Raw genomic sequence first — 20,173 nt, forward strand, 5'->3', positions numbered from 1 at the left:
TCACAAGAACAAAGGAGTCGGGATGAGTTCTCAATCCCAGGCCAAATCACCGGAAGCCTTAAGAGCAATGGTCGCCGGGACGCTGGCTAACTTTCAGCATCCAACCCTGAAGCACAATCTCACCACGCTGAAAGCGTTACACCATGTCGCATGGCTGGACGATACGCTGCACATCGAGCTGCAGATGCCCTTCGTCTGGACCAGCGCGTTTGACGCGCTGAAAGAGCAAACCAGCTCTGAGCTGTTGCGCATTACCGGCGCGAAAGCCATTGACTGGAAGCTGACCCACAGCATCGCCACCCTCAAGCGTGTGAAAAACCACCCGGGCGTTAACGGCGTGAAAAACATCATTGCCGTCAGTTCAGGCAAGGGTGGGGTGGGTAAATCCTCCACGGCGGTAAACCTGGCGCTCGCGCTGGCAGCCGAAGGGGCGAAGGTCGGTATTCTGGACGCCGATATTTACGGACCGTCTGTGCCTAACATGCTGGGTGCGGAAAACCAGCGCCCAACCTCGCCGGATGGCACGCACATGGCGCCGATCATGGCCCACGGTCTGGCAACCAACTCCATTGGTTATCTGGTGACAGACGATAACGCCATGGTGTGGCGTGGTCCGATGGCCAGCAAAGCGCTGATGCAGATGCTGCAGGAGACAATGTGGCCCGATCTGGATTATCTGGTGCTGGATATGCCGCCGGGCACCGGTGACATTCAGCTGACGCTGGCGCAAAACATTCCGGTCACGGGAGCGGTCGTGGTGACCACCCCGCAGGACATTGCGCTGATCGACGCCAAAAAAGGCATCGTGATGTTCGAGAAAGTGGACGTGCCGGTGCTGGGTATTGTCGAGAACATGAGTATGCATATCTGCAGCAATTGCGGACACCATGAGCCTATCTTTGGCACCGGTGGGGCAGAAAAACTGGCTGCGCAGTATCACACCCAATTGCTTGGGCAGATGCCGCTGCACATCTCGCTGCGTGAAGATCTGGACAGCGGGAAGCCGACGGTCGTCAGCCGTCCGGACAGTGAATTTGCAGAGATGTATCGACAGCTGGCGGGGCGCGTTGCGGCGCAGCTTTACTGGCAGGGCGAAGTCATCCCGAGTGAAATTGCGTTTCGCGCGGTGTGAGTGCTTTAGTCTGAATTGCCGGGCGGCGTTTGCGCCTGACCCGGCCTACGGAAATAACGTGTTGTAGGCCGGCTCAGCGAAGCGTCACCCGCGTTTAACGCTGTACGTAATGCATTAAAAAGTACTCACCTTCCGGCGAGTCACCCTTCGCTTCAATATGCCAGCCATGGCGCTGGTAAAAGGCAACAGCCCGGTCATTCTTTACCAGACACTTCAGCGAACCCGTACTGGTGAACGCGTTTTGCACCTGTTCAAGGAGCAAATGACCGACGCCCAGACCTTGATACTGCGGATCGACAAACAGATTGTGCAGGAAATTGTCGTTCGTCCACACCGAAGCAAAACCCAGTCGATGCCCGTCCTGAACGGCCACCCAAATCACTTCGTCGCGGGTTGCCGCGTCAAAGTCTTCAAGCTGCCACTCGGAACCGTCCAGCCATGGCCAGGCCTCGCGCCGCGCGTGGAGATAGAGTGTTCGCAAAAAGGGGCGATCGCTCTCCTGCCAGGGCCGGATTAAAATGTCATTAGCGGTGATAGAAGATATCTCCATTGTAGGCTTTGTAGATTTTGCCATCTGCATCGCCAATCAGGACGTAGTTCTCGCCCATATAGGTCCAGTGGGTACCCGCATCCGGGGCCGGCAGGTTACGCAGCTGGTACTGTTTAATGGTGTACTCAGGCGTTTGATACTGCGCCGGTGCGGTGTCGCCAATCTTGAATTTGGTGAAATCAGCGATGAACTCTTGTTCCTCATAGGCTTTAATGCCTGATGGCGCAGCGGCGGTTTGCGGGGCAGAAAACGCGGAACCCGCCAGAGACAGTAATACACCCAGAAGCAGCAATTTACGCTTAGCCATTTTTTCTCCAGTGATATCGTTACAGATACTTTTCGTCTGCGGGTTCATGGAACGCGAGGCAGACGGTCCATTTTAAGTACCAAAGCATGGTGTGTTTGAAAAAAAAATGTAACAAAAGTGGACGGTTTTGTGTAGTCGTAATGACGCGTGCAGTATCACTACGGTCAATATCTCACGAATTTGATATTTCCAATATTTATTATTCCATTAATCAATTCTGAAAATACCTTCTCACTTCGCAAATGGACTGTTCAACGCATGCTTTCCCACGTAAGAACATTTAATATCGCCTCCGTATGACATCAATCTCTTTCCATTTTTTTCAAAAGAATGGGAACGATTTTGCTTTTTTATCGCCAGGAAGGGAAACGTTGTCTGTTTTTTGTAATACGTCTGCTAAAACAATAACCCGTTGAAAATTTTAATGTAAATGAATTTATTTTTTATCTGTTTAACAACAAACACAACAATAAAAGAACTTTTTATATAAATGAAAAATACAACGCTATTTTCACTTTTATTTCTTTCAGTCGGCCAGTTAACTGGTTGCGTATTTTCGCCAGGTCAGGATCTCAGCATTACCGGGAAAAAAGTCATGACTGACGGAGAAACAAATTATCAGCTCGATCAACACGTGGAAATTTATCCCCTGACCCCGGCGCTCATTGAAAGATTGCGACCGCCTGTCCTCAAATCTCAGGCAAATCCTACTCTGGATGAGCAGGTTAAAAACTGGGAATACCGCATAGGCACCGGCGACATCCTGACGGTCACCGTCTGGGATCATCCGGAATTAACCACGCCCGCAGGGCAGTATCGTACCGCGAGTGACGCGGGTAACTGGGTGAATGCGGATGGAACGCTCTTCTACCCCTACGTCGGAAAACTGCATGTTGCAGGCAAAACGGTCGCGCAGGTGCGTGAAGCAATCACCGCGCAACTGGAGAAGGTTATTGAGAGCCCGCAGGTGGATGTCAGCGTGGCGTCTTTCCGCTCACAAAAAGCCTATGTGACAGGAGAGGTGGCAAAATCAGGCCAGCAACCGATAACCAATATCCCGTTGACGGTAATGGACGCGGTCAACGCCGCAGGTGGGCTTTCAGCGGATGCCGACTGGCGTAACGTGGTCCTCACGCATAATGGCCAGGACGCGCGCCTTTCGCTCTATGCGCTGATGCAGCACGGTGATTTAAGCCAGAATAAGCTGCTGTATCCGGGCGATATCCTCTTTGTTCCGCGTAACGATGCCTTAAAAGTGTTCGTGATGGGCGAGGTGGTGAAGCAGAGCACGCTGAAGATGGATCGTAGCGGAATGACCCTGGCGGAAGCCCTGGGGAATGCAGGCGGGCTGGATCAGAATATGGCCGATGCAACCGGGATTTTTGTTATTCGTTCGGTAGCGAAAAAAGGGGCGACGGACAAAATTGCCAATATCTATCAGCTCAATGCGAAGGATGCCTCCGCGATGGTACTGGGGACGGAATTCCAGCTGGAACCGTATGACATTGTCTACGTCACCACCGCGCCGTTGTCACGCTGGAATCGCGTGATCACACAGCTGGTACCCACCATCAGCGGTGTCCATAACCTGACCGAAACCGTCCGCTTCATCCGTTCATGGCCGCAATAATGTTCAACTCAATCTTAGTGGTTTGCACCGGCAATATTTGCCGTTCGCCGATGGGGGAGCGGCTGTTGCGACAACAGCTGCCCGGCAGACTTGTGACATCGGCTGGGATTTACGGATTTGAAGGACGCCCGGCGGATGCAACTGCACGGGAGGTGGCCCGGTGTTACGGCGTTTCGCTGGAGGGGCACGTGGCACGCAAGATGACGCGCAGCATGTTGCAAACTTCCGATTTAATTCTGGTGATGGAGCCGGAGCACCTGCGTTTTATTGCCGCTGTGTCGCCCGAATGTCGCGGAAAATCGCTGCTGTTTGGCCAATGGCTGGAAAACAGGGACATTCCCGATCCTTACCGCAAAAGTCGTGAAGCGTTTGAATATGTTTTCGGGCAGCTGGTAAAAGCCAGTCAGGAATGGGCTCGTCGTGTGGGTCAAAAAGGAATGAAGCGTTAATGTCTTCTCATACATCAGACAAATACGGTGCTGCCGCACCGCACAGTAATGAAATCGATCTTATGCAGCTACTTGCTGAGATGATTGATCACCGCATGCTAATCGGGCTGGTCACGCTCCTGTTTACGGTGTGCGCGGGGCTCTACGCGTTTAGCGCCACGCCGGTCTACCAGGCGGATGCCCTGGTACAAATAGAAGCAAAGCAGGACAACTCGTTGCTTAAAAGCTTAAGCCAGTTTGGGTCTGACCTTTCACCCGACGCTGAACCTGAACTGTTGCTGCTTAAATCGCGCATGATCCTGGGGGGAACCGTTGATAATCTGGGGCTGACATATCAGGTAACACAGCGCGTTCTCCCGGTTGTGGGGCGCCTCTGGGAACGTCTACGCGGCAGCAAACCGGGCAACATGACGATAGGTGAGCTTACCCTGCCCCAGCAGGAGGGGAAACCGCAAGCGGTTGTCCTGACCGTGCTGGGGCAGGGCCGGTATCGTCTGGAAGGGGAGACGCTTAAGGCTGACGGTAGGGTTGGCAAACGGCTGGTGAAAGACGGGATCACGCTTCTGGTGACCTCGCTCAGCGCGGAGCCGGGGACCCAATTTACCCTTCAAGCCTTTACCAGGCTTGAGGCAATTAACGCGCTGCAGAAGAGACTTTTTGTCGCGGAATCCGGTAAACAGAGCGGTATGATCACCCTGACGCTGACGGGTGAAGACCCGGACAGGATAGCGGTGGTGCTCAATACGATTGCAGAAAATTATCTCAGCCAGAATATTGCGCGCCAGGAGGCACAGGATTCCCGAAGTCTGGCGTTTTTGCAGGAGCAGTTACCTAAGGTCCGTCACGAACTGGATGAGGCCGAAGCACGACTGAATGCCTATCGGGCGCAGCGCGATTCCGTCGACTTATCCCTTGAGGCGAAGTCCGTACTGGATCAGGTCGTTAACGTGGAAAATCAGCTCAACGAACTGACCTTTCGTGAGGCAGAGGTTTCTCAGCTTTTCAAAAAGGATCACCCGACCTATCGCGCATTACGGGAGAAGCGACAAACGCTCGAAGAGGGACGCGCGCGCCTGAACAGCCGGGTTTCATCTATGCCTTCTACCCAGCAGGAAGTGTTGCGCCTGAGCCGTGATGTCGAGTCCGGGCGTACCATTTACCTGCAGCTGCTGACACGCCAACAGGAACTGAACATTTCACGCTCCAGCGCCATCGGCAACGTGCGGATCATTGATACCGCGGTTACGCAACCTGAGCCAATAAAGCCCCGTAAAGCGCTTATTATTCTGCCTGGCGTGCTGCTAGGGCTGATGGTCTCCATGGGGTGGGTGTTGGTTCGTACTGCCTGTCGGCGAGGGATCACCTCGTCAGAGCAAATAGAAGAGCAGGGGATGCCGGTTCTGGCGACGCTGCCGCGCTCGGTCTGGCTGTGGAAAAAAACGCATTTGCGCCGAAAGCACTTTTTGGCGCCCCACGGGAAACACAAAACTTCGGATATCCCCTTCCTGCCCACAGACCGGCCAGCGGATATGTTTGTTGAAGCGATGCGCGGACTGCGTACCAGCCTGCACTTCACGATGATGGACGCCTCAAACCAGATCGTGGTGATTACGGGCCCCACGCAGAATTGCGGCAAAACGCTGGTCAGCACGTCACTGGCATCAATAGCGGCTCAGGCCGGAAAGCGGGTGCTCTTTATCGATGCGGATATGCGTAAAGGCTATGTGCATAATCTCTTTAAGCTGAACAACCATCACGGATTATCCGCTGTCCTTGAGGGAAATGTGGCGTGGCAGGAGGCGATCCAGCGCGTTGATAAGGCGGGCTTTGATGTTCTGACCTGTGGTCCCCAGCCGTTACGTCCCGTGGAGCTGCTCATGGGAGAACGCTTCCAGGAGGTGATGTCGGGGATGAACGCACACTATGACGTTGTTATCGTTGATACACCGCCGGTGCTGGCCGTGACCGATGCGGTGCTGATTGCCAGAGTGGCCGCAACCACGTTACTGGTTGCCCGCTTTGGTAAAACCAACGTGAAAGAGACGGAAAACTGTGTAAAGCGTCTGCAGCAGATGGGTGTGCAGGTGAACGGTGCCATTCTCAATGATATCGTGAAATCTGCGGCGCTGTATTACAGCGCGGGGTATAGCCATTTCGACTACGGCTATACCCCGAAGGAAAAGCGGCGTGAGGGTTAGTGCTTCACCAGCGTGGCGAAGTAATACACCAGGGGAATGGCGAGGATCCAAAGACCGACGGGGATATCGCGCCATTTCCCGGCTATCGCTTTGATAACGATATAAAACAGCAGCCCGCCCGCAATACCGGTCCCGAAACTGTTGGCAATCAGCGTAATCATCACCATCATCAACACCGGCAAGCCGTCGGTGAAGTTCGCCAGATCAACCTTACGTAAACCGCTAAACATATTCAGCCCGATGAGGATCAGGGCGGGCGCCGTGGCTTCTTTCGGGATCATCAGCGCCACAGGGGTAAACAGCAGCATCAGCAGGAACATTACCGCCGCGGCCAGCGCGGTCATGCCGGTTTTGCCGCCGGCTTCCGCGGCTGCGGACGATTCAATCAGCGCCGTGGCGGCAGGAATGCCTACCCACGGGCCAATCGCGGCGGCAATGGAGTCCACCATAAACGGGCGGTTAATGTTTGGCATATTGCCTTCTTCATCCAGCAGCCCTGCTTCCCCGCCCACCGCCAGCGTTGTTCCCATGGTGGAGAAAAACTCGGAGGCGAAGAAGACAAACAGGAATGGCAGAAAGGCAATATTCAGCGCGCCCAGCATATCGACATGCCCAAGGACGGGAGCGATGGAGTGGGGCACATCGATAAAACTGGCGGGTAATTTCGTGACGCCCATCGGAATACCCACGAGGGTCGCGAGCAGGATAGCCCACAGGATCGCACCCGGAATACGACGAGCCTGCAGGCCGATAGCCAGGAACAGGCCGAGCAACGCCACCAGCGCACTGGGTGATAAAAAATCTCCCAGCATCAGTGCGTTCGTTTTGGCATTCGCCAGCACCAGCCCGGCGTTGCGGAAACCGAGTACGGCGACAAACAGCCCGATGGAGGCTGTCAGCCCCAGCTTGATGGACTGCGGCACCGAGCGGGTCACCACTTCACGCAGGCCAAACCGGGTCAGCAGAAAGAATAAAATCCCCGACCAGCAGGCGATACCCAGACCAATTTGCCAGCCAATGCCTTCACTGCCCGCAAGCGTCACCCCGACCAGCACCGAGCCACCAATTCCTGGCCCGACGATAAACGGCAGGTTGGCGTAAAACGCCATCAGCAGCGTCCCGGCAACGAAGACCAGAATGGTGCCCGTGGTCGCGGCGCCTTTATCCATTCCTCCCACGGCCAGCAGCCCCGGGATCACCACCAGCAAATAGGCGGCGGCGAGAAAACCGGTGATACCCGCCAGGCACTCGGTGCGCACGGTGCTCCCGCGTGCACGGAGTGCAAAACGACGTTCAAGCCAGCGCCCTGGTGCTGGCGAATTAACGGTATTGTCGGCCATTATCCGACTCTCCTTCGGTATTATTGTGTGTTGTCCGGGGTTTCCCGGTAAGAAATCAGCGGATCGACAATCTGGCGCGTGCTGCCATCGGTCAGTCCAAGATCGGTCAAATGTGGCCCGGCATTACAGGCAAGGCAGGTTCCTTCGATGGCCTTAAAGACCCGATACGGCGGTTCCCAGTCGGCAATCAGACTGCTGCGATCGCGCAGCGTCCTGAACTGCAGCGCCAGCTCGGCAGGTGGCAGTTCCGACAGCATGCCCGCAATCGGCATGGCAACGTGGGCAATCACGTCACCCTGTTGCGCCAGCGCCATGCCACCACCGCTGTTGATAAGCGTATTGGCAGCCAGCGCCATATCGTTCGGATCGCGGCCCATAACCACCAGGTTGTGAGAGTCGTGCGAGTAGCTGGTGGCAATCGCCCCACGCAGTTCCCCCCAGCCTTCAAGCAGGGCAATTTGCGGTTTTGCTGCATGACGGGCATGGCGATGCTGAACCCAGATCAGGCTAAAACCGTCCGGGATCTGCACGCACCCGTTGCGCACCTGCACATCTGTTTCACCCCAGCGGGTAAAGCGCGCGCCGCAGATGTGGCGCAAGCGAGCCACGCCATGGTTCGCGTTGCCAATGCGCATGCAAAAATCATCAGCGGTCAGGGCAGACAACCGTACGGTATCACGCGGCAACGTAAGAGGCGTATCAGCAACAGGTTCGAGCGTTGCCCCGTCCCGGGCAATCAGCTTTCCGGCGACGTAGACCTGGCGCGCCGTCAGTTTATCCAGCGAGTCAAACACCACCAGATCCGCGCGACGCCCGGCGGCAATCAGCCCCAGGTCGTTACGCTGCAGGCGAATGGCCGCATTGAGCGTTGCAAAACGCAGTGCGTCGGTGGCCGCTAATCCATGTTCAATCAGCAGGTTCAGCAGCGCGATGATCCCGCCTTTTTCCATGAGGATGTCTGGCGGAACATCATCGGTACAAACCGTGATGTGAGACGAAAGATGGGGGAGCGTTTTCAGGGCGCTGACAATATCGGGCAGCAGATAAGGGTGCGAACCGCGGATCTCCAGCGTCAGCCCGGCACGCAGTTTTTCCAGCGCATCGTCAGCCGACGTTAACTCATGGTCAGAAGTCACGCCTGCTGCCAGATAAGCCTGTAAATCCGCACCGCTGAGACCGCGGGCATGGCCTTCAATCAGCTTTCCGCTGTCGAGCCCGGCCTGCATAATTTCAAGCATACGCTGGCTGCCATTAAGCACCCCATGCATGTCCATCACTTCAGCCACACCGCGCACTTCCGGCCAGCCAAGCAGGGTGTTCATCTCGTCTCCGGCAAAATCCGCCCCGGACATTTCCAGGCCGGGCGTTGAGGGCACGCTTGAAGGCGCGGCGACCATCACCTGCAGCGGCAGATTGCGGCTGGCCTCAATGGCAAAACGGACGCCGTCAATGCCCAGCACGTTGGCCAGTTCATGCGGATCCCAGAAGACCGCCGTGGTGCCCTGTGCAAGTACAATCTCCGCGTAGCGGGCGGGCATAAGATGGGAGCTTTCAAGGTGGACGTGGGTATCCATCAGCCCTGGCGACAGAAACTGGTTGTTCAGCGCGTGAGTCTCATGTGCGTCGTTGCGGCTGCCGCGCGGATGGACGCTGGCAATCAGTGAGCCCACGATACCGACATCCGCTTCGCGGATCTCACCGGTGACCATATCCACAATACGGGTATCGGTGAGGAGCAGGTCAAAGGGCATTTCGCCTCGTGCAGCCTGAACGGCGCGGCGTCGGGTTTCAGCAGTCATGCAATTAACAGTTCCAGCATCAAAATAATGACGCTACTCTATGCACACGGCAAACGTTTGCCCAGCTGATAAAACTTATGGCCCGATAACCCCGGGTTATTCTGTGACGCGTGTAATGGATAATCATGACGGAACCCTGGCAGCGCTTGCCCGCGCTCTCTCTTCGACAGCTACAGTATTTTGTCACTCTGGCGCAGCTGCGTCATTTTACTGATACCGCCAGCAAACTGGCTATCAGCCAGCCGGCCCTCAGCAGTGCGTTGCGGCAAATCGAGACGGTGCTTGGGGGCAAACTGGTTAACCGGACCGCCTCGGCCGTGACGTTGACGGAGCTTGGCAATGCCATCCTGCCGCACGCGCAGCGGGTGCTCAGCGTGGCGCAGCTTGCGTTTGACGACATGCAGCACATTGTTCAGGCGGGCGGCGAAGGAACGGTGCGTATCGGGCTGATCCCTTCCGTGAGTTCGCTGCTGTTCCCCTTGTTGCCCCGGACGCTCGCGCAGGCTTTTCCCCGCCTCAGGGTGGAATTTCACGATCAAACCAACGATGCGCTGGTGGCCCAGCTGCTGAAAGGGCAGATTGATTTCGGCATTGGTGCGCTCGATAACTCTGTTCCCGACCAGCTGAACGTGTTTCCCTTACAGGATGACCCGTTTGTCGCGGTCATTCACAGCGACGATCCGCTGGCCGCGTCGGCGCACCTGCCCTGGAAGCAACTGGCAGGGCGGGATATCGCCGTGTTCTCAAAAGGTAATATTCAGCGTCTGGTTGCGGCGCTCGCGGAAAGCCACCGTTTGTCGTTGCCGACACGCTATCAGGTGGACTACATCGAAACTTTGTATGGTCTGGTGCGCTCGAAACTCGCCGTGGCGATTTTACCGCAGCTCTATACCACGCACCTCCAGGACCCGCAGCTCAGGGTGGTACATCTTCAACAACCGGCCCTGGCCCGCACGGTGGCGTTAATGCGTGCCCCGCAGCCGCTTCCTCCGCTTATCGAATCCTGCTTTACGCTGATGGCCGACACGTTGCGAACGAAATGACCCGACACTTCTTTACAGCGTGATGACGCATTGCTCGCTAAGATGACCGTCGATTCATCAAGAGGTCACAATGGAAAACCGCACATTCAGTCGACTGCGCCGCTGGGCGCGGGAAGGGATCATCTTCTTTCTGCTCGCGCTGGCCGTAATGTGGGGCGTGGATCAATACCGCAAGCCCACACTCCCCGCCAGCTTTAGCGCTGCACCGATGCACAGCATCGACGGAAAGATCCACGATATAACGGCACTCAGCCAGGAACGCCCGCTGCTGATATACGTATGGGCAACCTGGTGCAGCATCTGCCGGTTTACGACGCCCTCGGTCAATACGCTGGCAGAACAGGGTGGCAACGTCGTGAGTATCGCCATGCGTTCCGGCGACGATGCAAAGCTGGCGCGCTGGGTCGACAAGAAACAGCTGGTCATGCCGGTGGTCAACGATACTAACGGTGCGCTGTCACAGGCGTGGCAGGTGAGCGTAACACCGACGCTGGTGATCGTGTCGAAGGGGAAAGTGGTCAGTACTACTACGGGGTGGACAAGTTACTGGGGAATGAAGCTCAGACTGTGGTGGGCAGGGCTGTAAAGAGAGCCCCTCTTCCGGCGGAAGAGGGGCTGGATATTACTTCGCCAGAACTTCCTGTGCGGTACGCTCAACCAGCGACAGCAGGACTTTAATGTCCTCCAGGGTCACGGTTGGGTTCAGCAGAGTCAGTTTCAGGCAGGTGACGCCGTTATGCTCGGTCACGCCGACGTTAGCACGGCCGGATTCCAGCAGCGCATCACCAATTTTCTGGTTCAGCAGGGCGATACCCGCGTCGTCCATCTGTACCTGTCCACGGAAGCGGAACAGTACGCTTGCCAGCTGCGGTTGCATAACCAGTTCCAGAGCAGGCTGCTCTTTCACGTAAGCCGCAACCTGCTGTGCCAGCGTAACACCGTGATCGATGATCGCCGCGTATTGTTCCTGACCCAGCGCTTCCAGGCTCATCCACAGCTTCAGCGCGTCGAAACGACGGGTCGTCTGCAGAGATTTCGACACCAGGTTCGGCACGCCAGCTTCTTCATCGAACTCAGAGTTCAGATAGGCCGCCTGATAGCGCATCAGCTCATAGTGGCGCGCTTCTTTGAGCAGGAACGCACCGCAGCTGATGGTCTGGAAGAACTGCTTGTGGAAGTCCAGAGTAACGGAATCCACCAGCTCGATACCGTCCAGGTAGTGACGATACTGCTCAGACATCAGCAGTGCGCCGCCCCAGGCCGCATCAACGTGTACCCAGATATTCTGTTTCGCCGCCAGTTCAGCAATGGCACGCAGCGGATCGATTGCACCTGCATCGGTAGTACCGGCAGTGGCAACAATCGCCAGGATCTGCTCGCCGTTAGCATTGCACTGCTCAATTTTCGCTGCCAGATCGTTGAGATCCATGCGCGAAAATTCATCCGTTTTCACCTGCACGACGGACTGGTAGCCCAGACCCATCAGCGCCATGTTCTTCTGCACGGAAAAGTGTGCGTTTTCAGAGCACAGCACGCGGATTTTACGCAGATCGCCAACCAGGCCGTCCTGCTGAACGGAATGACCCTGACGCGCGAAGAACGCATCACGGGCCAGCATCAGACCCATCAGGTTGCTCTGCGTGCCGCCGCTGGTGAACACACCGGCGTCGCCAGCCTGATAACCCACGCGGGTACGCAGCCATTCGATCAGCTTGATCTCAATGATGGTTGCGGACGGGCTTTGATCCCAGGAGTCCATGCTCTGGTTAGTGGCGTTAATCAGCACTTCCGCTGCCTGGCTAACCACCAGGCTTGGGCAGTGCAGGTGCGCCACACACTGCGGGTGATGAACGGACAGGCTGTCTTTCAGGAAGAACTCCACGGCGCGTTCAATCGCCGCTTCGTTGCCCAGCCCTTTCGGGTTGAAATCCAGCTTTATACGGTCGCGCAGTTCCGCGACCGTTTTGCCCTGATACATCTCAGGCTGTTTCAGCCACTGCATCACAGCCTGAGTGCTTTGTTCAATCGCCTGCTGGTAAGCTTCAATGCTCTGCGCAGAGGAGAACAAAATTGGGTTTGAATCTGACATCGTGTTCAACAACTCCGGTTACGCCGGGCGAACGCCCGCAGCAAGCAGTGCCTGCTCGAATTTATCCAGGAAGACTTTCAGCTCATCATCGCTGATCAGCAGGGAAGGCAGCAGACGCAGAACAATACCGTTGCGACCACCGCGCTCCAGAATCAGGCCGGCTTCGAAGCACTTCTTCTGAATCAGTGCAGACAGCTCGCCATCACCCGGGTAGCAACCCATGTGGTCTGCCGCTTCGTGTGGTTTAACGATCTCAATCCCGATCATCATGCCCAGGCCGCGAACGTGACCGATAACCGGATAGCGTTTCGCCATCTCGTTCAGCTGGCCTTTCAGCCATTCGCCCTGTGCGGCCACTTTGCCCGCGATGTTCTGGTCTTTCAGGATTTTCAGCGTTGTCAGACCGGTTGCCATTGCCAGCTGGTTGCCGCGGAAGGTACCGGTGTGGTGGCCTGGTGCCCACGCATCGAACTGTTTCTTGATGCCGAGTACCGCCAGTGGCAGACCGCCGCCAACCGCTTTAGACATCACGATGATGTCTGGCTCAATGCCCGCGTGTTCGAAGGCGAAGAATTTACCGGTACGGGCAAAGCCAGCCTGAACTTCGTCGAGGATCAGCAGAATGCCGTGTTCCTGAGTCACTTTACGGATGCGCTGCAGCCACTCAACCGGAGCCGGGTTCACGCCGCCTTCACCCTGAACGGCTTCAAGGATCACTGCCGCAGGTTTACGCACGCCGCTTTCAACGTCGTTGATCAGGTTTTCGAAATAGTAGGTCAGCGCTTTCACACCCGCCTCACCGCCGATACCCAGTGGGCAACGGTACTGGTGTGGGTAAGGCATGAACTGCACTTCTGGCATCATACCGTTAACCGCTTCTTTCGGAGACAGGTTGCCGGTAACGGCCAGTGCGCCGTGAGTCATACCGTGGTAACCACCAGAGAAGCTGATGATACCGCTACGACCGGTCACTTTTTTCGCCAGTTTCAGCGCCGCTTCAACGGCGTCAGCACCGGATGGACCGGTGAACTGCAGGCAGTACTCTTTGCCCTGACCAGGCAGCAGAGAGAGCAGATATTCTGAGAACGCGTCTTTCAGAGGCGTAGTCAGATCCAGAGTATGTAACGGCAAGCCGCTGGTAATGACATTTTGGATGCTTTTCAGCACATCAGGATGGTTATGTCCAAGCGCAAGGGTGCCTGCGCCTGCTAAACAGTCAAGGTATTCTTTATTGTCTGCATCGGTGATCCACACGCCTTCTGCTTTAGTGATTGCTAAAGGCAGTTTGCGCGGATAACTCCTGACGTTAGATTCAAACTCGGCCTGACGGGCCAGATAGGTTTCGTTGCTTTTGTGGGCATCTACGGTGTCAATACGGACTTTATCCGTCATCATATCACTCCTACAACCGCCGCTTCGTTATGAGCAACGATTGAATAAAAAGTTAAAAAACAGATGGGGGCCTGAAAAAAACGCCGCCAATATAGAGCCTTTTGTCACGAGGCTCAATGGTTAATTTGTTTACTGTTTTATGACATGCGGTACGGGGGAGGGAATATCCTCATTTTAAGAATAAAAATTGCGCTTTATGCCAAACAAAAACAGCCGGTTACGCGTATTTTGTCAGGACTGTAAAAAGAGAGAAAAGTGTGTGACAAATCGTGCCATTGAGGGACGTTAAGGGGGGCAGATAGCCCCTTTAAGCGCATTATCTCGACATTACCTGCAAAATACCGGGGTCACGACAGGTTGTTTTTATTCCCGGACATAGCGGTTACAGGCTTCTCATTACATCTGATTGGTATAACAAAATCATGAAAGCGAGAAATCAACAGGTCTTGCATCACTGGTACTCTTCCCCTAATCTGCCAAATGTAAGTGAATTCTTACCAATGACTCGGGGTGCCCTTCTTAAATGAAGGCTGAGAAATACCCGTATTACCTGATCTGGATAATGCCAGCGTAGGGAAGTCAGATGCCTTCCCGGTCATCGCTTCTTCACGCACGGCAGGAGCGATACCATGCAGCCTGACCTGCTCGATTTACACGTTTTACATCAGTTTCGAACCCGTTCCCCGCTTACCCACTGTATGACCAACGATGTGGTACAGACCTTTACGGCCAATGTGTTACTGGCGCTTGGCGCTTCTCCGGCTATGGTGATTGAAGCCGAAGAGGCCGAGCAGTTTGCCGCGCTCGCAGATGCCCTGCTGATTAACGTCGGGACGCTGACGGCGCCGCGCGCCCAGTCGATGCGCCGGGCGATTGAGCGTGCAGTGGCCGCAGGGAAACCCTGGACGCTTGACCCGGTTGCCGTAGGGGCGCTGACGTTCCGCACCCGTTTTTGCCACCAAATCCTCGCCCTGAAACCGGCGGCCATTCGCGGCAATGCCTCGGAAATTCTCGCCCTTGCCGGGATGAGTGCGGGCGGGCGCGGCGTCGATACCACCGACACGGCGGCGGCTGCGTTGCCTGCCGCGCAGGCGCTGGCTCGCCAGACGAATGCCATTGTGGTGGTCACCGGTGAACGGGATTACGTCACCGACGGGCAGCGCACCCGCACGGTCGTGGGCGGTGACCCGATGATGACCCGCGTGGTGGGAACGGGATGCGCGCTCTCGGCAGTCGTGGCGGCGAGCTGCTCGCTTCCCGGTGACCGGCTGGATAACATTGCCGCCGCTTGCGGATGGATGAAACATGCCGGAACGGCGGCCGTCGCCCGGTCTGGTGGTCCCGGCAGTTTTGCCAGCGCGTTCCTCGACGCGCTCTACACTCTGGAGGAACGGGTATGAAACGGATTAACGCCCTTACCATTGCCGGTACCGACCCAAGCGGCGGCGCGGGCATTCAGGCTGATTTGAAAACTTTCTCCGCACTCGGCGCATACGGCTGCTCGGTGATTACCGCGCTGGTGGCGCAAAATACGCGTGGCGTGCAGTCGGTTTACCGCATTGAGCCGGACTTTGTCGCCGCACAGCTGGATTCGGTTTTCAGCGATGTACGAATCGACACCACCAAGATTGGGATGCTGGCCGAGACCGACATTGTTGAAGCGGTGGCAGAACGGCTTAAACGTTACCAGGTACAAAACGTGGTGCTGGATACCGTGATGCTGGCAAAAAGCGGTGACCCGCTGCTGTCCGCCTCCGCCGTCGAGACGCTGCGAAGTAAGCTGCTGCCGCAGGTGGCGCTTATCACGCCTAATCTGCCTGAAGCCGCTGCGCTGCTGGATGCGCCGCACGCGCAAAATGAGCGCGAAATGAAAGAGCAGGGGAATGCGCTCCTGGCGATGGGCTGCGGCGCCGTGCTGATGAAAGGTGGTCATCTTGATGATGAAGAAAGCCCTGACTGGTTGTTTACCCACGACGGTGCGCTGCGTTTCACGGCCCCGCGGGTACAGACCAAAAACACCCACGGGACAGGCTGCACGCTCTCTGCTGCGCTGGCGGCTTTGCGCCCCCGTCGTGACAACTGGGGGGATACGGTCCGCGACGCTAAAATCTGGCTCTCCGAAGCGCTGGCAAAAGCCGATACTCTCGAGGTTGGTCACGGTATTGGTCCGGTACACCATTTTCATGCCTGGTGGTAAGCCGTATACTGGCAACACACACCAGGCCTGAGAAAAACAGAGATGGAACAAGCGCATACCCGGTTAATCGACCAACTGAATGAACGCATTGCCGCCCCGGACAACACGCCGCTGTATCTGAAATTTGCCGAAACGGTAAAAAACGCGGTACGCAACGGGGTGCTGGAGCATGGGAATATACTGCCCGGCGAGCGCGATCTCAGTCAGTTAACCGGCGTGTCGCGCATTACCGTGCGCAAAGCGATGCAGGCTCTGGAAGCCGAGGGCGTAGTGACGCGCGCCCGCGGCTACGGGACGCAAATCAATAACATCTTTGAATACTCGCTCAAGGAAGCGCGCGGTTTTTCTCAGCAGGTGGTGCTGCGCGGCAAAAAGCCCAACACGCTGTGGGTGAATAAACGGGTGGTGAAATGCCCGGAAGAGGTGGCCAGCCAGCTGTCAGTACCGCCGGAGAGCGAGGTCTTTTTGCTTAAGCGCATCCGCTATGTCGATGATGACGCCGTATCGATTGAGGAGTCCTGGGTGCCGGTAGGGTTGATTCACGATCCGGATGCAATTGGGATTTCCCTGTATGACTACTTCCGTAGCCAGAATATCTTCCCGCAACGCACCCGCTCACGCGTCAGTGCCCGCATGCCGGACAGCGAGTTTCAGACGCATATCCGTATGGATGACAAAATCCCGGTGCTGGTGATCAAGCAGGTTGCACTTGATCAGCAGAACCGACCCATTGAGTTCAGCATCAGCTACTGCCGTAGCGATTTATACGTCTTTGTGTGCGAGGAGTAACGCCTCGCGCCCTGGCGCACAGTCGCCGCCGCGGTGGCTAACGACCCAGGCCGCCACTGCATTGCCAAGCGTAACGGCATCAGCCAGCGACCATCCTGCCGCCAGCCCGGCAAGCGTGCCACCGGCGTGGCTGTCGCCCGCACCGATCGTGTCGACGACGGTTGCGGGAAACGCCGGAACGTAGCCCGATTTATCACCCTCAAACCAGGCGGCACCGTCTTTATCGTGGCGAATAATCAGCGCCGAACCAAAACGCTGTAGCCACTGCGGACCGAGTGTTTCAGCTTCCATGCCAAATCGTCCCGCTGCCATCTCCGCTTCCTGGCGATTAAGCGATACCATCGGCCTACAGGCCATGATCCGCGCCATCAGCGCATCAGGAATATCGGCAATACGCGGCCCAAAGTCGATAAACGCGGTAACGTTTTCCAGTCCCTCCAGCCAGGCCGTCAGGAGCTCTCCGCACGGTGACGCCAGCTGATAGCCTGAGAGGTAGACCAGGCTTTCAGGCGGCACGTGCAGCGCATCCAGCCAGCGCTGTTGCCACTGGTTCTCCACGCCGCTAAACGACATAAAGGTCCGCTCACCGTCCGGTTCGACCAGCGCCAGACACCAGCCGTTGTCGCCCGTTTCTACTTCGACGACGCTGTGCAGATCCTGTTTGGCCATGGCGTTACGGATGATGTCTGCCCACACTCCGTGACCGACGGGGAGCGCGTTTTGCGCGGCGATCCCGAGCCGTTTCAGCGCAATAGCAATATTCAGCGCACAGCCGCCGATATTGACACCCTGTTGTTTGAGTTCGATATCACACCCGCGCCAGGGCAGGGCATAGGCGTCGGCGATCACGTCGATGACCGCGGCACCCAACACCGTGACCGGGCGAGTGGCGTGCAGTGTTTCAAGGCGTGCAGCAAAAGCACTCATACGCCCTCCCTTTGCTCCCGGAAGTGCAGCAGTTTTTCACAATATTGATTAAAGTCGAGGCGGTTTACGGCGTCGAGTTCCTCCCTGTACGCCGGGTCAATCGCCTGTACGCCGTGAAGCGCACCGCAGATTGCCGTCGCCATCGCGCCGATGGTGTCCGTATCACCGCCGAGGTTGGCGCACAAAATGGCGCAGCGGTTCGGGTCGGTGCCTGCCAGTTCGACCATCGCAATCGCCGCTGGAACCGACTCAAGCGTGCTGGTGCCCGCGCCAATAAGCTGGTAAACCTGCTCGCTGGCGGAATCGATGCCGTTGGCTTCACGCACGGTCTTAAGGGCGAGCTCAATCCGTGCCGCCAGCGATGCGCTGAAGGTGGTTGTTTTCGCTTCCTGTGCGTAGCGGGCAATACCTGGCAGGGCATCGACGATGTTCTGCCAGCGTTCACCGTCAATGGCACGCGACACTGCCCAGGCTATCACCACCGCGCCGGCAATCGCGAGGTCGGATTTATGGGTCGGGCTGGAGGCCAGCGCCACCTCTGCGACAAAGTGCTCCAGACGCGTGGCCGGCAGCAGGCAGCCCAGCGGAGAGGCGCGCATCGCCGCACCGTTGGTGACGCCGTTGTTTTCCAGCTCACTGACCGGCTTGCCGTCACGAATAGCGTTAAGCGCAATCTTCGATGTCGGACCTAACACATTCTTGTTAAACGCATCGAACGACTCCGCCCAGTGCAGAATATGTTTGCCGATAACATCTGCGTTGATCTGCCCGTCGCATTCGATAATCGCATCCGCCAGGCATAACGCCATTGACGTATCGTCGGTGAATTCTGCCTGCTTAAAATAGCAGGCGGCGTTATTTTCAGCCGGTCCGGGTAAAAAACGGTCGATCCAGCCGAAGTGCGCTTTGACGCGCTTTCTCGGCCAAAGCTCCGACGGCATGCCCATCGCATCCCCTAACGCTTGCCCGTAAAGGGCACCGAGAACACGTTCTTGTTTCATTTAACTTCCCCTCGTGTCAGCGCGGTATCGCCTTCAACCACCTCAATTGCGGTGATCTCTTTGTCCGATTCGCGGAAAAACAGCATAAACAGCACGGCGATCACGGCAATCATGATCCCTCCGAATGCCCACATTCCGGCCCAGTTGAAGGTCAACCCATTCACCGGCTCTTTGTATGCGAACATTTTTTCCATCATCACGCCGCCCAGGCGGTAACCTAACAGGCTACCAAACCCCTGACAGCACAGCGTAATCAGGCCTTGTGCGGCGGTGCGCATATGCACCGGCGCTTTTTTATCCACGTAGATATACGCGGTCACATAGTAGAAGTCGTAGCTCACGCCATGCAGCAAAATGCCGAGGAACAGCAGGGTATAGGTGAAGTACTGGTCGGCACCACCGTAAACAAAGAAGCCATAGCGGATGGCGGCGGTGAGCAGGCCCAGCAGCAAGACCTTCTTAATACCAAAGCGTTTGGTGAAGAACGGCAGCGCCAGCATAAAGAAGATTTCGGAGAACTGGCCGAGCGTCATCCAGCCGGTGGCGTTTTTCATCCCCACTTCGGTGAGATAGCCGTTGGCAAAGATGTAATAGAAGGCCAGCGGCATTGCGAACAGAAATGAGCAGAAGAAGAACACCAGGAAGTTTTTATCGCGCAGCAGGATCAGCGCATCCAGCCCCAGCATGACTTTGAAATCCATCTTGCCGGTACTCTTCGGCGGGGTGTTCGGCAGGAACAGCGCAAAGACACCGAGCAGGGCGGAGCTGCCCGCCGTCATCAGCAGCGGAATATTGGTATCGGAAATGTCGTTATAGCCCATCATCTGCGGCAGGAAACCGCACGCCAGTCCCGAGGCGATCCAGCCGAGGGTGCCCATCACGCGGATACGCGGGAAATCAGCCTCCACATCATCCACATTGGCGAAGGCAATACTGTTGGTCAGCGCAATGGTCGGCATATAGGTCAGGGAGTAAATCAGCAGCAGCGGGAAAAAGGTGCTGAACTGGGTTTGCTGTGCGGCGAAGTACATCACGATGGCACCGGCGAACATCAGTACGGCCAGTACTTTCTGCGCAGCGAAAAAGCGGTCGGTCAGTGAACCCACCAGAATGGGGGAGAGGATCGCGGCAATCGCGGTACAGGCATAAGACCAGCCAATTTCCCCGGCGGTAAAACCGCTTTTGCTCAGCCACAGCCACAGCGGTACAAACCACGCGCCCCAGATAAACCATTCAACAAACATCATGAATGACAGTTGGACTTTCGTTTTCATTGTTTAATCCTGCATGTCAGAGAGGGTACGCCTTTAACATACCACCTAATAATACC

At 56.4% G+C, this 20,173-nt stretch carries 18 protein-coding genes and 1 riboswitch; of the genes, 9 read left to right on the forward strand and 9 right to left on the reverse strand.

Annotation, left to right across the window (positions count from 1 at the left end):
• Positions 1-22 precede the first annotated feature (22 nt).
• Positions 23-1,132: an iron-sulfur cluster carrier protein ApbC gene (gene apbC / locus QRN24_RS07240; protein WP_020883218.1), complete on the forward strand. Its 1,110-nt coding sequence runs from the start codon at positions 23-25 to the stop codon at positions 1,130-1,132.
• A 94-nt stretch (positions 1,133-1,226) separates the two neighbouring features.
• Here the strand turns inward: apbC and QRN24_RS07245 are convergent, their stop codons facing one another.
• Both QRN24_RS07245 and QRN24_RS07250 read right to left on the reverse strand, forming a co-directional pair.
• On the reverse strand, positions 1,227-1,682 hold the full coding sequence (locus QRN24_RS07245; protein ID WP_014170875.1) for a GNAT family N-acetyltransferase: 456 nt from the start codon (positions 1,680-1,682) through the stop codon (positions 1,227-1,229).
• Positions 1,657-1,989: an RcnB family protein gene (locus QRN24_RS07250; protein ID WP_008500887.1), complete on the reverse strand. Its 333-nt coding sequence runs from the start codon at positions 1,987-1,989 to the stop codon at positions 1,657-1,659. Before QRN24_RS07250 ends, QRN24_RS07245 begins: the two co-directional genes overlap by 26 nt.
• Before the next feature lie 490 nt (positions 1,990-2,479).
• Between QRN24_RS07250 and QRN24_RS07255 the strand changes: the two genes are divergently transcribed.
• From QRN24_RS07255 to QRN24_RS07265, 3 genes are read left to right on the forward strand one after another with little or no spacing between them, the layout of a single operon-like run.
• Positions 2,480-3,619 (forward strand): polysaccharide export protein, encoded by a 1,140-nt coding sequence (locus QRN24_RS07255; protein WP_284942544.1) that lies wholly within the window; start codon positions 2,480-2,482, stop codon positions 3,617-3,619.
• Complete coding sequence (locus QRN24_RS07260) at positions 3,619-4,068, forward strand: arsenate reductase/protein-tyrosine-phosphatase family protein (RefSeq protein ID WP_020883220.1); 450 nt, start codon at positions 3,619-3,621, stop codon at positions 4,066-4,068. The genes QRN24_RS07255 and QRN24_RS07260 overlap by 1 nt, the downstream gene beginning before the upstream one ends.
• Positions 4,068-6,266, forward strand: a complete 2,199-nt coding sequence (locus QRN24_RS07265) for a polysaccharide biosynthesis tyrosine autokinase (RefSeq protein WP_279261472.1) — start codon at positions 4,068-4,070, stop codon at positions 6,264-6,266. The genes QRN24_RS07260 and QRN24_RS07265 overlap by 1 nt, the downstream gene beginning before the upstream one ends.
• On the opposite strand, the gene QRN24_RS07270 is transcribed toward QRN24_RS07265, so the two are convergent.
• Together QRN24_RS07270 and QRN24_RS07275 are read right to left on the reverse strand one after the other, a co-directional pair.
• Positions 6,263-7,606 carry an NCS2 family permease gene (locus tag QRN24_RS07270; protein ID WP_284942545.1) on the reverse strand — a complete coding sequence of 448 codons (1,344 nt, stop codon included), beginning with the start codon at positions 7,604-7,606 and terminating at the stop codon, positions 6,263-6,265. The genes QRN24_RS07265 and QRN24_RS07270 overlap by 4 nt on opposite strands.
• Positions 7,607-7,626: 20 nt before the next feature.
• Positions 7,627-9,405 (reverse strand): adenine deaminase, encoded by a 1,779-nt coding sequence (locus QRN24_RS07275; protein ID WP_047355762.1) that lies wholly within the window; start codon positions 9,403-9,405, stop codon positions 7,627-7,629.
• A 122-nt stretch (positions 9,406-9,527) separates the two neighbouring features.
• Here QRN24_RS07275 and QRN24_RS07280 point away from each other — a divergent pair, with 122 nt between their 5' ends.
• The gene (locus tag QRN24_RS07280; protein ID WP_160890458.1) at positions 9,528-10,448 is read left to right on the forward strand and encodes a LysR family transcriptional regulator; all 921 of its coding nucleotides are present in this window, start codon (positions 9,528-9,530) and stop codon (positions 10,446-10,448) included.
• A gap of 70 nt (positions 10,449-10,518) precedes the next feature.
• A complete protein-coding gene (locus tag QRN24_RS07285) occupies positions 10,519-11,034 on the forward strand; it encodes a protein disulfide oxidoreductase (RefSeq protein WP_284942546.1) in 516 nt (171 codons plus the stop codon).
• Between the two features lie 36 nt (positions 11,035-11,070).
• Here the strand turns inward: QRN24_RS07285 and QRN24_RS07290 are convergent, their stop codons facing one another.
• Positions 11,071-12,537: a pyridoxal phosphate-dependent decarboxylase family protein gene (locus tag QRN24_RS07290; RefSeq protein WP_025203662.1), complete on the reverse strand. Its 1,467-nt coding sequence runs from the start codon at positions 12,535-12,537 to the stop codon at positions 11,071-11,073.
• Positions 12,538-12,555: 18 nt separating this feature from the next.
• On the reverse strand, positions 12,556-13,932 hold the full coding sequence (locus tag QRN24_RS07295; RefSeq protein WP_014170865.1) for a diaminobutyrate--2-oxoglutarate transaminase: 1,377 nt from the start codon (positions 13,930-13,932) through the stop codon (positions 12,556-12,558).
• A gap of 493 nt (positions 13,933-14,425) precedes the next feature.
• Positions 14,426-14,523: riboswitch (TPP riboswitch) on the forward strand.
• A gap of 35 nt (positions 14,524-14,558) precedes the next feature.
• On the opposite strand from QRN24_RS07295, the gene thiM reads away from it, so the two are divergent.
• Genes thiM through QRN24_RS07310 form a run of 3 tightly spaced genes read left to right on the forward strand, consistent with a single transcriptional unit; the run spans position 14,559 to position 16,915 of the window.
• Complete coding sequence (gene thiM, locus QRN24_RS07300; protein ID WP_284942547.1) at positions 14,559-15,329, forward strand: hydroxyethylthiazole kinase; 771 nt, start codon at positions 14,559-14,561, stop codon at positions 15,327-15,329.
• A complete protein-coding gene (gene thiD / locus QRN24_RS07305; protein ID WP_272755554.1) occupies positions 15,326-16,126 on the forward strand; it encodes a bifunctional hydroxymethylpyrimidine kinase/phosphomethylpyrimidine kinase in 801 nt (266 codons plus the stop codon). Before thiM ends, thiD begins: the two co-directional genes overlap by 4 nt.
• 42 nt (positions 16,127-16,168) lie before the next feature.
• Positions 16,169-16,915, forward strand: coding sequence for a GntR family transcriptional regulator (locus QRN24_RS07310; RefSeq protein WP_014170861.1), 747 nt, complete (start codon positions 16,169-16,171; stop codon positions 16,913-16,915).
• Here QRN24_RS07310 and QRN24_RS07315 read toward each other — a convergent pair.
• From QRN24_RS07315 to QRN24_RS07325, 3 genes are read right to left on the reverse strand one after another with little or no spacing between them, the layout of a single operon-like run.
• On the reverse strand, positions 16,889-17,842 hold the full coding sequence (locus QRN24_RS07315) for a PfkB family carbohydrate kinase (protein ID WP_047955866.1): 954 nt from the start codon (positions 17,840-17,842) through the stop codon (positions 16,889-16,891). The two genes, QRN24_RS07310 and QRN24_RS07315, sit on opposite strands and share 27 nt — an antisense overlap.
• Entirely contained in the window at positions 17,839-18,843 is a 1,005-nt protein-coding gene (locus QRN24_RS07320) for an ADP-ribosylglycohydrolase family protein (RefSeq protein WP_284942548.1), read from the reverse strand. The genes QRN24_RS07315 and QRN24_RS07320 overlap by 4 nt, the downstream gene beginning before the upstream one ends.
• The gene (locus QRN24_RS07325; protein ID WP_284942549.1) at positions 18,840-20,117 is read right to left on the reverse strand and encodes a nucleoside permease; all 1,278 of its coding nucleotides are present in this window, start codon (positions 20,115-20,117) and stop codon (positions 18,840-18,842) included. The genes QRN24_RS07320 and QRN24_RS07325 overlap by 4 nt, the downstream gene beginning before the upstream one ends.
• Positions 20,118-20,173: the final 56 nt, after the last annotated feature.

The sequence above is a fragment of the Enterobacter sp. MEB024 genome, assembly GCF_030209635.1.
Lineage (GTDB): Bacteria > Pseudomonadota > Gammaproteobacteria > Enterobacterales > Enterobacteriaceae > Enterobacter > Enterobacter ludwigii.